Genomic DNA, 11,876 nt, shown 5'->3' on the forward strand with positions numbered 1-11,876 from the left:
ATGGGTTATCTCCAGAGCAAGATCGACAGAACCGACGAGACGTGAGGGGCCACCCCATGGCCGAGCCGCACAGCCTGACCAGCACCAGCGTCGACTTCGCCCTCCGCACTTTCGGCGCGGAGCCGAAGCCGGTGCCGGCCGAGCTCGAGTACGACACCCGCGACCCGTACGCGGTCGCCGTCGTGCTCCACGCGGGCGCGAACGCCGTCCGGTGGCTGTTCGGGCGCGACCTGCTCGCCGACGGCCTGCTCGCCCGCTGCGGCGACGGTGACGTGCGCATCGGCCCCGCCGGCAACCCGGAGCTGGTGATCGTCGAGCTGACCTCCCCGGACGGCGCCGCCGTGCTCGAGGCGCCCGCGAAGGAGCTCGCCGCCTTCCTGGACACGACGTACGAGGTCATCCCGGCCGGCAGCGAGAGCGACTGGTTCGACTTCGACACCGAACTCGAGAAGCTCTCCTACCAGGACTGAGCAGTACCGTCGGCGGGTGAGCTTCTTCCTGACGACCGTCCTGGCCGCCCTCGACGACGGCGGCGACCGCGTCCTGTTCCACCAGGACGGCGTCACGACCTACCACCAGGCCCGGAACCGCCTGCGCCGGCTGCACGGCGGCCTGGGCGAGGTGGACGTCGTCGCCATCGACGTCCGGAACCGGCCGGAGACCCTGCTCGTGCAGCTCGCGGCGCTTCTGCGCGGGGCGACCGTGCTGCTGGTCGCCGCTTCGGCGCCGCGGCAGGACCGGCTCGCCGCGGCCACCGCGGCGGGGGTCACCACCGTCGTCACCGACCGGCCGGACGACTGGCCCGGCGACGACGTCCGCACCCTCGACGACCTCGACGGCGAGCTCCGGGACCGGCACCTGCCCGGCGCCGTCCGCGTCCTCTTCCCCACCGGTGGCACCACCGGCACCCCGAAGCTCATCCGGCACAGCGGCATCTACGACGGCATGGCTTACATCTTCGCGCCGTCGCCGGACGGCCCCGGCCGCACGCTGCTCGTCGCGCCGATGACGCACATGACCGGCAACGCCACCGTGTTCGGCGCGCTCCTGCGCCGCGACACCCTCGTGCTCCAGGACGGCTTCGACGCGGGCGCCGTCCTCGAAGCGATCCAGCAGCACCGGATCGACACGCTCTCCCTGACGCCACCGCGTCTCGCCGCGGTCCTGGACCACCCGGCGTTGACGAGCACCGACGTCAGCAGCGTCCGCTCACTCTCCCTGGGCGCCGCGCCGCTGCCGCCGCACCGGCTCGCGCAGGCGCTCGACGTCTTCGGCCCGGTCGTCGGCCAGGGTTACGGCCTCACCGAAGCCCCGATGATCGCGAGCATCTCCGCCGCCGAGCTGATCGGGCACCCCGAGCGGCTCGGCTCCGTCGGCCGGATCGTGCCCGGGATGGAGGCGCGGCTCGCCGACGGCGAGGTCGAGGTGCGCGGACTGTCCATGATGGACGGTTACCTCGGCGGCCCGGAGGTCGGCGCCGGCTGGCTGCGCACCGGCGACCTCGGCCGCTTCGACGACGAGGGCTACCTCTACCTGCTCGACCGCGTGGACGACGTCGTCGTGGTCGGCGAGCACGGCACGAAGGTGCCCTCGACCGTCGTCGAGCACGCCCTCGCGACGCACCCCGCCGTCCGCGCGGCCGCCGTCTTCGGGAGGCACACCGTGGACGGCCAGGTGCTGCACGCCGTCGTCGTCGCCGACGGGGTCACCGTCGAAGAACTGCAGGCCCACGCCCGAAAGGCGTTCGGTCAGGAGCACTACGTCCCGGCGAGCGTGTCCTTCGCCGACGCGCTGCCGCACACCGAAGTCGGCAAGGTCGACAAGCGCGCGCTCGCTCAGGTCGTGACGGCGCCGTAGGACGACGACCGGACCAGCTTCGCGTACTTGCCGAGCACGCCCTCCGGGAACTTGTTCGGCAGCGGCTCCCAGCCCTCGCGACGGCGGGCCAGCTCGGCCGCGTCGACCAGCAGGTCGATGCTGCGGGCCTTGATGTCGACGGCGATCCGGTCGCCGGTGCGGACGAAGGCGATCGGCCCGCCGTCCACGGCTTCGGGCGCGACGTGCCCGATGCACAGGCCGGTGGTGCCGCCGGAGAACCGGCCGTCGGTCAGCAGCAGGACGTCCTTGCCGAGCCCCGCGCCCTTGATCGCCGCGGTGATCGCCAGCATCTCGCGCATCCCCGGCCCGCCCTTGGGGCCTTCGTAGCGGATGACGACGACGTCGCCGGCTTCGATCTGGCCCTCGTTCAGCGCGGCCATCGCCTCCTGCTCGCGCTCGAACACGCGCGCCGGGCCCTCGAAGCCGGCCGTGTCGAAGCCCGCGGACTTCACGACGGCGCCTTCGGGCGCGAGCGAGCCGCGCAGGATGGTGATGCCGCCGGTCGGGTGCAGCGGGTTGTCCAGCTTGCGCAGGACCTCGCCGTCGATCGGCTCGGGGTTCAGCTCGGCCAGGTTTTCGGCCACCGTGCGACCGGTGACGGTGAGCGCGTCGCCGTGGATCAGGCCCTCGTCGAGCAGGGCCTTCATCAGCACCGGGATGCCGCCGTGGCGGTCGATGTCGTTCATGACGTACTTGCCGAACGGCTTCAGGTCGCCCAGGTGCGGGACGCGGTCGCCGACGCGGTTGAAGTCGTCGAGGTCGAGCGCGACCTTCGCCTCGTGCGCGATGGCCAGCAGGTGCAGCACGGCGTTGGTCGAGCCGCCGAGGGCCATGACGACGGTGATGGCGTTCTCGAACGCCTCCCGCGTGAGGATGTCGCGTGCGGTGATGCCCTGTTCGAGCAACCCGACCACGGCCTCGCCGGACAGGTGCGCGTAGTTGTCACGACGCCGGTCCGCGGACGGCGGCGCGGCCGATCCCGGCATGCTCATCCCCATCGCCTCGGCCGCCGACGCCATCGTGTTGGCCGTGTACATCCCGCCGCAGGCGCCCTCACCGGGGCAGATGGCGCGTTCGATGCGGTCCAGGTCGGCGGTCTTCAGCCGGCCCGCCCGGCACGCGCCGACGGCTTCGAAGGCGTCGATCAGCGTGACGTCCTTCTCGGTGCCGTCGGTCAGCTTCACCCAGCCGGGGGCGATCGAGCCGGCGTAGAGGAAGACCGACGCGAGGTCGAGCCGTGCGGCGGCCATCAGCATCCCGGGCAGCGACTTGTCGCAGCCGGCCAGCAGGATCGAGCCGTCGAGGCGTTCGGCCTGCATCACCGTCTCGACCGAGTCCGCGATGACCTCCCGCGACACCAGCGAGAAGTGCATCCCGTCGTGGCCCATCGAAATGCCGTCGGAGACGGAGATCGTGCCGAACTGCAGCGGGTAGCCGCCGGCCGCGTGCACGCCTTCCTTCGACGCCTGCGCCAGCCGGTCCAGCGACAGGTTGCAGGGCGTGATCTCGTTCCAGGAGCTGGCGACGCCGATGATCGGCTTGCGCCAGTCGTCGTCGCCCATCCCGACGGCGCGGAGCATGCCCCGGGCGGGTGCGGCCTCGATCCCGTCGGTGACCGTGCGGCTGCGGGGCTTCGGGTCGATCGTCATGACGCGCCTTCCGATACGACGTTCGGACGCACTGGATGCTACCCGCGTCCGCGCGGTCCGCTCACCGGAACGGTTCCCTTCCCGGACCCGGGCGAACGGGCGAAAACTCGGCGAAATGATCGCCACAGTGGTGTGGGGCACGGGCAACGTCGGCCGGGCCGCAATCCGGGCCGTCGAGGCCCATCCCGCGTTGGAGCTGACCGCGGTGCTGGTGCACAACCCGGACAAGGTCGGCAAGGACGCGGGCGCGCTCGCCGGTGTCGGCGACCTGGGTGTCACCGCGACCGACGACGTCGAGGCGGTGCTGGGCGCGAGTCCGCGCGCGATCGTCTACGCCGCTTCCGGCGACGTCCGCTTCGACGACGCGCTGGCCGACATCGTGCGCGCGATCCGCTCGGGCGCGATCGTCGTGACGCCGGCCCTCTACCCGCTCTACGACCAGCGCAACGCGCCCCCGGAGCTGCGGGACCCGGTCCTGGCGGCGATCACCGACGGCGGCGGCTCGCTGTTCGTCTCCGGCGTCGACCCCGGCTGGGGCAACGACGTGCTGCCGCTGCTGATCAGCGGGCTCGGCACCGACGTCGACGTCATCCGCTGCCAGGAGATCTTCGACTACTCGACCTACGAGCAGCCCGACTCCGTCCGGTACCTGGTCGGCATGGGCCAGCCGATGGACTACGACCCGCCGATGCTGATGACCGGCGTGCCGTCGATGGTGTGGGGCGGGCAGGTCCGGCTGATCGCGCGCGGCCTCGGCGTCGAGGTCGACGAGCTGCGCGAGACGCTGCACCGGCGTCCGCTCGAGGAAACCGTGTCCACGCGGACCATGGGCGAGTTCGAGAAGGGCACCCAGGGCGCGGTGCGGTTCGAGGTCCAGGGCATCGTCGGCGGCGAGCCGCGGATCGTCATCGAGCACGTCACCCGCATCCACCCGGCGTGCGCGCCGGACTGGCCCACGCCGCCCAGCGGCGACGGCGCCCACCGCGTGATCATCGAAGGCCGGCCGCGCATCGAGGTCAGCGTCGAAGCGAGCGACGAAGGCGAAAACCGGTCCGCGGGCGGCAACGCCACCGCGGTCGGCCGCCTCGTCGGCGCGATCGACTGGCTGGCCGACGCGAAACCCGGCCTCTACGACGCACTCGACGTCCCGCTGCGCCCGGCAGCCGGCAAGCTCGGAAGGAGGCGCTCGTGAACATCGACATCCCCGAGGGCAAGGACCCGATCGGGTACGTGTGGGGCGAAATGGTGCCCGGTATCGGGGTCGCCGCCTCGAAGTTCTCGCTGGCGGTCTATTCGCACACCACGTTGGGGCTGCGGGAGTTCGAGGCCGCGCGGCTGCGGATCGCGCAGATCAACGGCTGCGTCTTCTGCCTCGACTGGCGCACCGAACGCGACGGCGTCAAGGTCGAAGAGGAGTTCGCCGACGCCGTCTCGGAGTGGCGCACGACGGACCTGTTCGACGAGCGGACGCGCCTGGCGGCCGAGTACGCCGAGCGGTACGCGCTCGACCACCACAGCATCGACGACGAGTTCTGGAAGCGGATGGCCGAGCACTACACGCAGAAGGAGGTCGTCGAGCTGAGCATGAGCCTCGGTTCGTGGCTGGCCTTCGGGCGGCTCAACCACGTCCTGGGTCTCGACGTCGCCTGCGTCCTCCCGTCCCATCGGTCGTGAGGGGCCCGCGAGCCCCTCACGACCTTCGGGTCAGAAGTCCGTGGCGATGATCTTCTCGATGTTCCGTTCGGCCAGTGCGGTGATGGTGACGAACGGGTTGACGCTCGTGTTGCCGGGGATCAGGGAACCGTCGATCGCGTACAGGCCCCGGTACCCGGCGAGCCTGCCGTAGTTGTCGGTCGCCTTGTTCAGCACCGCGCCGCCGAGCGGGTGGTAGGTGAGATGGTCACCCCAGATCTTGTAGATGCCGAAGAGGTCGGTCCGGTAGATCGTCCCCTCCTTCGAGTTGATCTTGTCGAAGATGGTCTTGGCCATGTCGATCCCGGGCTGCTTCCAGGCGGTCTGCCAGTTCAGGTCGACCTTCTGCGTCGACGGGTTCCAGCTGAACTGCGCGCGGTTCGGGTTCTTCGTGATGGACAGGTAGAACGACGCCCACGTCTCGATCCCGGTCGGCAGCGGTGCGACCTCCGCGAACGCGCCGCCGGCGGCCCAGTTGTCGATGCCGCCGCACGGGATGGACGACTGGAGGCTGCCGGTCGGGTCCCAGATCTGGTTGGCCCGCCCGACCATCACGTTCCCGTTGTCGCCCCAGTTCTTGCCGACCTCGCCGTTGAGGTTCGGCAGCGCGCCGGTGGCCTTGAGCTTCACCAGCAGCTTGCTCGTGCCGACGCTGCCCGCGGCGAAGAAGACCTTGGCCGCGGTCACGACCTTGGTCGCCGACACGTCACCCGTGGTGTTGAGCTGCTCGATCGTGACGGTGTAACCGCCGCCGGACGCCGGCGTCACCTTCGCCACCCGGTGCAGCGGCGAGATGGTGACGCGGCCGGTCGCCTGGATCTGCGGCAGGTAGGTCTTCTGCAGCGACTTCTTGCCGTAGTTGTTGCCGTACAGGATCTCCCCGGCCAGCGCCGAGCGCGGCACGGTGTTGGCCTGCTCCTGCTTCATGTAGTTCCAGTCGTACACGTCCGGCACGAAGACGAACGGGAACCCGGACCGCTGCGCCTGCTTCCGCCCGACCCGCGCGTACTGGTAGCACTCGGCGGTGTCGAACCAGGCCGGGTCGATGAGGCCGACGCCGAGACCGGCGTTGGCGCGCGGGTAGTAGGTGTTGTACATCTCGTCGGCGCTGACCGTCGGGAGGATCGCGCCGAAGTTCTCCCGCTTCGGCGTCACGGCCATGCCGCCGTTGACGAGCGAGCCGCCGCCGACGCCGCGGCCCTGGTACACGGTGATGCCGCTGAACTCCTCGGCGTCGAGGATCCCGGTGTACTTCGGGATGTCCTTGTCGATCGGGAACCCGAGGAAGTTGGACAGCGGCTGCTTCGTGCGGGTGCGCAACCAGAACGAGCGCTGGTCGGGCGTGGTCGTGTTGGCGAAGATCTTGCCGTCGGAACCGGGCGTGTCCCAGGCCATGCCCATTTCGACGAGCTGGACGTCGACGCCGGCCTGCGCGAGCCGCAGGGCGGTGACCTGGCCGCCGTAGCCGGAGCCGATCACCAGGGCCGGGACCCGGGCCCCGTCGGGAATGGGGCCGGCCGCTCTCGGCGTCGCACCGGCGGCGCGGCCGGCGAGCGCGGCCCCGGCCAAGATAGAACCTGTTCCTGCAATGAAGAGACGTCGGGAAAGACCGCCAGAGTTTGTTCTCTCCATAGCTTTGTCGCTCATCTGATGTTCCTCACCGTTGAGGTATTTAGAACACGTTATAGCTCACTGGTACAGACAAGTCGACATATACTCGCGAGTAACCTCCAGGCACGGCGCAGCATTGGCGCGAATGGGCCATGATGGACGACTGTGGAGTCGACCCGTGTGGACCGCTGGCTGTGGGCGGTCCGGCTGATGAAGACCCGCCCGGACGCCGCGGCGGCGTGCCGGGGCGGCCACGTGCGCGTCAACGACAAGCCGGCGAAGCCCGCGACGACCGTCGTGCCGGGCGACGAGGTCCGCGTCCGCGTCGGCGGCACGACCAGGATCCTCGACGTGGTACGGGTGATCCAGAAACGCGTGGGCGCGCCGGACGCCGCGACGTGCTTCCTGGACCGGACGCCGAAGCCGACCCCGGAGTCCGTGATCCCGGTCGCCCGCCGCGACCGCGGCGCGGGCCGACCGACCAAAAGGGAGCGCCGCGTGCTGGACGCGTTCCGCTCCCCGGACCTCTAGCCACACCTCCACCGCTGAAAGCCGTGAATGCCACATCGAGGGACCTAGCGTCCCTCGATGTGGCATTCACGGCTTTCGGGTCAGGTGGGCGGTGGGACCGGCGTCAGGAATTCCAGGCGGTTGCCGAGGCAGTCGCTTGTGTAGAACCGGCGGTGGCCGGGGAAACCGTCGTCCCATTCCACCGGGCTGCCGTGCGCTTCGAGACGGGCCGCCAGCGCGTCGAGGTCGTCGGTGAGGATTCCCGGGTGCGCCTTGCGGGCGGGCCGGAAGCCCGTCTCGACGCCGAGGTGGAGTTCCAGCCCGCCGGCTCGCAACCACAGCCCGCCGCGGGCGGCCAGCTCCGGCGGCTTCGGGATCTCGGTCAGCCCGAGCACGCCGACGTAGAACGCGCGGCAGCGGTCCTCGCTGCCCGGCTCGATGGCCAGCTGGACGTGGTGCACGCCGAAGGTCATGCCCTCAGCGTGCCACCAGCTCCCGCAGTTCCTTCACGACCTCGGCGGGCGCCTCCTCGGCCATGAAGTGCCCGGACGACACCGTGCGGTGGCGCAGATCGGCCGTCCACGGGCGCCACAGCGCCGTCGCGTCGTAGCCGAGTGCGGCGCCCCAGTCCTGCTGCAGCACGGTGACCGGCATGCCGAGCCGGTCGCCCGCCGCCCTTGACGCCGTGTCGTGCTCGACGTCCACCGTCGCGCTCGCCCGGTAGTCCGCGACGATCGACGGCACGGCTTCGCGGCAGGCCCGCAGGTACTCGGCGCGGACGTCGGCCGGGATCGCGTCCGGCGCCAGCGTCCAGGCGTCGAGGAAGTACCCGAAGAACGCGTCGGGCGCGCCGGCGATGAGCGTCTCGGGCAGGCCCGGCGGCTGGGCCATCAGGTACAGGTGGAAGCCGACCGCCGCGCTCACGCCGTGCAGCACGTCCCACATGTCGAGGGTCGGCAGGACGTCGAGGATCGCCAGGTGGGAGACGGCATCCGGGTGGTCGAGGCCGGCCCGGATGGCGACCAGCGCGCCGCGGTCGTGCCCGGCGAGGGCGAACCGCTCGTGCCCGAACGCGCGGGCGACGGCCACGACGTCGGCGGCCATCGTGCGCTTCGAGTACGTCTCGCCGGTGTCGGCCGGCTTGTCGCTGGCGCCGTAGCCGCGCAGGTCGGGGACGAGCACGGTGTGGTCGGCGGCGAGGTCGGCGGCCACGTGCCGCCACATTAGGTGGGTCTGCGGGAAGCCGTGCAGCAGCACGATCGGGGCGCCGGAGCCGCCGACGGCGACGTTGAGAGCTACGTCGTCACCGACCGTGACGCGCTGGTAGTCGAACCCGGGGATCTGCATGGACGTCCTTTCGCGGTGGTTGCCCGGCGAGCCTGCGTCAAGCCGATCAGCGCAGGGTCAGCGCCGGCTGAGCGCGTTACAGTGCGTGCATGGTCCGGTTCGGCGTGCTCGGTCCGCTCGTGGCCGAGGACGAGCGGGGTCCCTTGGCGCTCAAGGGCCCGCGGCACCGGGCGGTCCTGGCGCGGCTGCTGATCGCGCGCGGCCGGGTCGTGCCGGTGGACGTCCTGGTCGACGACCTCTGGCCGGACCCGCCCGCGGGCGCGGTCGGCGCACTCCAGACGTTCGTGTCCGCGTTGCGCCGCGCGCTGGAACCCGATCGGGCGCCGCGGACCCCGGCCCGGCTGCTCGTCACCTCGGGACCCGGGTACGCGTTGCGCGCGGAGTCCGTCGACGCCTGGAGTTTCGAGGCGGCGGTGACCACGCCCGGCGCGGCACTGTCCCCAGTGGACGAAGCCCTGGCGCTGTGGCGCGGGCCCGCGTACGCCGAGTTCGCCGACGAGCCCTGGGCCCGCGGTGAGATCAACCGCCTCGACGAGCTGCGCCGGCTGGGCGTCGAGCGGCGGGCGGCGGCGCTGCTGGAGCTGGGCCGCGCGGCCGAGGCGGTGCCGGACCTGGCGGCGCACGTCGAGGCGTGGCCGTTGCGGGAGGACGGCTGGCGGCTGCTCGCGCTGGCCCTCTACCGGGCCGGGCGCCAGGGTGACGCGCTGGGCGCGTTGCGGCAGGCGCGGCACGTCCTGGCGGCGGAGCTGGGCGTCGACCCCGGCCCGGGGCTGCGCCAGGCGGAGGCGGACATCCTGGCGGCGGCTCCGGCCGTCTCGCCCCTGGTGGGACGCGCGGACGAACTGGCCCGGCTGGCCGCGGAGGCAACCACCGCCCGCACCGGCCGGCTGCGGCTGGCGCTGATCTCCGGCGAGGCGGGTGCGGGCAAAACCGCGTTGGCGGAGGCGTTCTCGGCGCGCCTGGCCGCCAACGGCTGGACGACGGCGTGGGGCGCCAGCCCGGACGACGAAGGCCTGCCCGCGGTGTGGCCGTGGACCCGCATTCTGGGCGAGGCGGTGCCGCTCGATCCCGAACCGGGTGGCGACCCCGTGGCCGCGCGGTTCCGGCGTCATCGCGCTGTCGCCGCCCACCTCGCCGCGCTCGGCCGCAAGGCGCCGCTGCTGCTCGTGTTCGACGACCTGCAGTGGGCCGGCGCGGAAACCCTCACGCTGCTGGCCTCCGTCGTCGCGGATCCGTCGGTGCGGCGCGTGCTCGTCGTCGGGACGCACCGCAGCACCGACCTGCCCGCCACCCTGGCCGGCTTCCTCGGCCGCGTCGCGCGGGCCGAACCCGCCCGCGTCTACCTGGGCGGCCTCGGGGCCACCGAAGTGCGTGACCTCGTCCGCGCGACGCTCGGCCACGACGTCCCCGCGCCCACCGCGGCGGCGATCCACCGGCGCAGCGGCGGCAACCCGTTCTTCGTGCGGGAGCTCGCGCGGCTCTTCGACGCCGACTCCGACGCCGTCGTGCCGCCCGGGGTCCGCGACGTCGTCCGCCACCGCACGTCGCGGCTGCCCGCCGGCACGCGGGAAGTGCTGCGCCGCGCGGCGGTGCTCGGCCGCGACGTCGACCTCGGGCTGCTCGGCTCGCTGTGCGGCACCGACGTCCTCGACGACGTCGAAGCCGCGGTCCGGGCCGGGTTCCTGGTCGAGCCCGCGCCCGGGCGGGTCCGGTTCGCGCACGACCTGGTGCGGGACACGCTGTACGACGATCTTTCGCGCACGCGCCGCGCCCGCTGGCACGCCGACGCCGGCGCCGCGCTGGAGCGGCTGCGCCCCGACGACGTCGACGCGCTGGCCCACCACTTCCTGCTCGCGGAAAGCCCGGCCGCCGTGCGGTACGCGCGGCTGGCGGCGGAGCGCGCCGAGCGCCGGGTGGCCCCGCACGAGGCGGCGCGGCTGTGGCGGGCCGCGCTCGACCGGGCCGGCGACGACGTCCGGGAGCGGCTGGACCTGATCATGGGGCTGGTGCGGGCGCTGGCGGTCACGGGTGCGCTGGCCCAAGCACGCGAGCACCGCGCGGAAGCCGTGACGCTGGCGGAGTCCCTCGGCGACCCGGTGCTGACCGCGTCCGTGCTGGGCGCGTTCGACGTCCCGGCGGTCTGGACGGCCAACGACGACCCGGAACTGGCCGCGCGGATCGTCACGGTCGTCGAGAAGACCCTGGTCGCGCTGCCGCCGGAGCGCCGCGCCGAGCGCGCGCGGCTGCTGGCGACGCTCGCGCTGGAGCTGCGCAACACCGGTGGCGACCGCGGCCGGGAGGCGGCCTTCGAAGCCGAAGCCCTGGCGCGGGGACTGGGTGAGCCGGCGCTGCTCGCGTTCGCGCTCAACGCGCGGTTCATGCAGGCGTTCGACCGGGCCGGGCTGGCCCCGGAGCGGGCGCGCATCGGCCGTGAACTGGTCGACGTCGCCGCGGCGCACGGCCTGGTGACGTTCGAAGTGCTGGGTCATCTGGTGCTGGTCCAGGCGTTTTCGGCACTGGCCGACCTGCCCGCGGCCGACGTCCACGCCGAGGCGGCCGACCGCCTGGCCGCCGACCACGACCTGCCGCTGGTCGGCGTGTTCACGCAGTGGTACCGCGCGTTGCGGGCGAGCATCACGGACGACCCGGCGGCGGAGGCGCTGTTCCGCGCGGCGGCCGCCCGCCTCCCGGGGACGGGCATGACCGGCCTGGAGGACGGCATCCTCGACTTCGCCCTGCGGTGTCACCGGACGCAACGAGGAGCGTCCACAGTGGACTACACGGGCGACGCCCCGCACGACCTCCTGTACGAGGCCCACCTGTCCCTCCAAGCCCTGACGGCCATCAACACCGGCGACGTCCCCGCCATGACCCGCCTGTACGACGCGCTCCTCCCGGCGGCGGCCGAGCTGGCCGGCGCGGGCAGCGGCCTGCTGACACTCCGCCCGGTGGCGTTCTACCTGGCCGAACTCGCGACGGCTCTGAACCTTCCTGCGGCTTCGCACTACCGCCAGGCCCGGGAACTGGCCCACCGCTGCAAGGCCCCCCACTGGATCGCCGCCCTGGAGTCCCACGCCTGACGCCGTGTCGACCCCCCAATCACACGAGATCCGCCTTCAATCACGCGAGACACGCCTTCAATCACGCGAGACACGCCTTCAATCACGCGAGACACGCGGCTGATCACGC

Annotated in this window: 10 protein-coding genes; 6 read left to right on the plus strand and 4 right to left on the minus strand. The window is 72.3% G+C overall.

Annotated elements, in window-relative coordinates; translation table 11 throughout:
• Positions 1–56: 56 nt before the first annotated feature.
• Entirely contained in the window at positions 57–470 is a 414-nt protein-coding gene (locus tag MUY22_RS02465; RefSeq protein ID WP_247056575.1) for an SsgA family sporulation/cell division regulator, read from the plus strand.
• A 16-nt stretch (positions 471–486) separates the two neighbouring features.
• The gene (locus MUY22_RS02470; RefSeq protein ID WP_247056577.1) at positions 487–1,857 is read left to right on the plus strand and encodes a class I adenylate-forming enzyme family protein; all 1,371 of its coding nucleotides are present in this window, start codon (positions 487–489) and stop codon (positions 1,855–1,857) included.
• Here MUY22_RS02470 and ilvD read toward each other — a convergent pair.
• Positions 1,836–3,527 carry a dihydroxy-acid dehydratase gene (gene ilvD, locus MUY22_RS02475; RefSeq protein ID WP_247056579.1) on the minus strand — a complete coding sequence of 564 codons (1,692 nt, stop codon included), beginning with the start codon at positions 3,525–3,527 and terminating at the stop codon, positions 1,836–1,838. The two genes, MUY22_RS02470 and ilvD, sit on opposite strands and share 22 nt — an antisense overlap.
• 115 nt (positions 3,528–3,642) lie before the next feature.
• On the opposite strand from ilvD, the gene MUY22_RS02480 reads away from it, so the two are divergent.
• Positions 3,643–4,719: a dihydrodipicolinate reductase gene (locus tag MUY22_RS02480; protein WP_247056581.1), complete on the plus strand. Its 1,077-nt coding sequence runs from the start codon at positions 3,643–3,645 to the stop codon at positions 4,717–4,719.
• The gene (locus MUY22_RS02485; RefSeq protein WP_247056583.1) at positions 4,716–5,201 is read left to right on the plus strand and encodes a carboxymuconolactone decarboxylase family protein; all 486 of its coding nucleotides are present in this window, start codon (positions 4,716–4,718) and stop codon (positions 5,199–5,201) included. Before MUY22_RS02480 ends, MUY22_RS02485 begins: the two co-directional genes overlap by 4 nt.
• Positions 5,202–5,231: 30 nt before the next feature.
• Here MUY22_RS02485 and MUY22_RS02490 read toward each other — a convergent pair whose 3' ends face one another.
• Complete coding sequence (locus MUY22_RS02490) at positions 5,232–6,788, minus strand: GMC oxidoreductase (protein WP_247056585.1); 1,557 nt, start codon at positions 6,786–6,788, stop codon at positions 5,232–5,234.
• Between the two features lie 207 nt (positions 6,789–6,995).
• On the opposite strand from MUY22_RS02490, the gene MUY22_RS02495 reads away from it, so the two are divergent.
• Positions 6,996–7,361: an RNA-binding S4 domain-containing protein gene (locus MUY22_RS02495; RefSeq protein WP_256475414.1), complete on the plus strand. Its 366-nt coding sequence runs from the start codon at positions 6,996–6,998 to the stop codon at positions 7,359–7,361.
• Between the two features lie 80 nt (positions 7,362–7,441).
• On the opposite strand, the gene MUY22_RS02500 is transcribed toward MUY22_RS02495, so the two are convergent.
• Together MUY22_RS02500 and MUY22_RS02505 are read right to left on the minus strand one after the other, a co-directional pair.
• A complete protein-coding gene (locus MUY22_RS02500) occupies positions 7,442–7,813 on the minus strand; it encodes a glyoxalase (protein ID WP_247056588.1) in 372 nt (123 codons plus the stop codon).
• 4 nt (positions 7,814–7,817) lie between these two features.
• Positions 7,818–8,687 (minus strand): alpha/beta fold hydrolase, encoded by an 870-nt coding sequence (locus MUY22_RS02505; protein WP_247056589.1) that lies wholly within the window; start codon positions 8,685–8,687, stop codon positions 7,818–7,820.
• Positions 8,688–8,776: 89 nt separating this feature from the next.
• Here MUY22_RS02505 and MUY22_RS02510 point away from each other — a divergent pair, with 89 nt between their 5' ends.
• Positions 8,777–11,767, plus strand: a complete 2,991-nt coding sequence (locus MUY22_RS02510; protein ID WP_247056591.1) for a BTAD domain-containing putative transcriptional regulator — start codon at positions 8,777–8,779, stop codon at positions 11,765–11,767.
• The last annotated feature ends 109 nt before the right edge of the window (positions 11,768–11,876 follow it).

Origin of the sequence: Amycolatopsis sp. WQ 127309, assembly GCF_023023025.1 — a bacterium.
GTDB lineage: Bacteria > Actinomycetota > Actinomycetes > Mycobacteriales > Pseudonocardiaceae > Amycolatopsis.

Excerpts from the sequence above, each read along its gene's own strand:
- MUY22_RS02465 (WP_247056575.1), top strand. The coding sequence starts at position 57 with ATGGCCGAGCCGCACAGCCTGACCAGCACCAGCGTCGACTTCGCCCTC.
- MUY22_RS02480 (WP_247056581.1), top strand. The coding sequence starts at position 3,643 with ATGATCGCCACAGTGGTGTGGGGCACGGGCAACGTCGGCCGGGCCGCA.
- MUY22_RS02500 (WP_247056588.1), bottom strand. The coding sequence starts at position 7,813 with ATGACCTTCGGCGTGCACCACGTCCAGCTGGCCATCGAGCCGGGCAGC.
- ilvD (WP_247056579.1), bottom strand. The coding sequence starts at position 3,527 with ATGACGATCGACCCGAAGCCCCGCAGCCGCACGGTCACCGACGGGATC.
- MUY22_RS02510 (WP_247056591.1), top strand. The coding sequence starts at position 8,777 with ATGGTCCGGTTCGGCGTGCTCGGTCCGCTCGTGGCCGAGGACGAGCGG.
- MUY22_RS02505 (WP_247056589.1), bottom strand. The coding sequence starts at position 8,687 with ATGCAGATCCCCGGGTTCGACTACCAGCGCGTCACGGTCGGTGACGAC.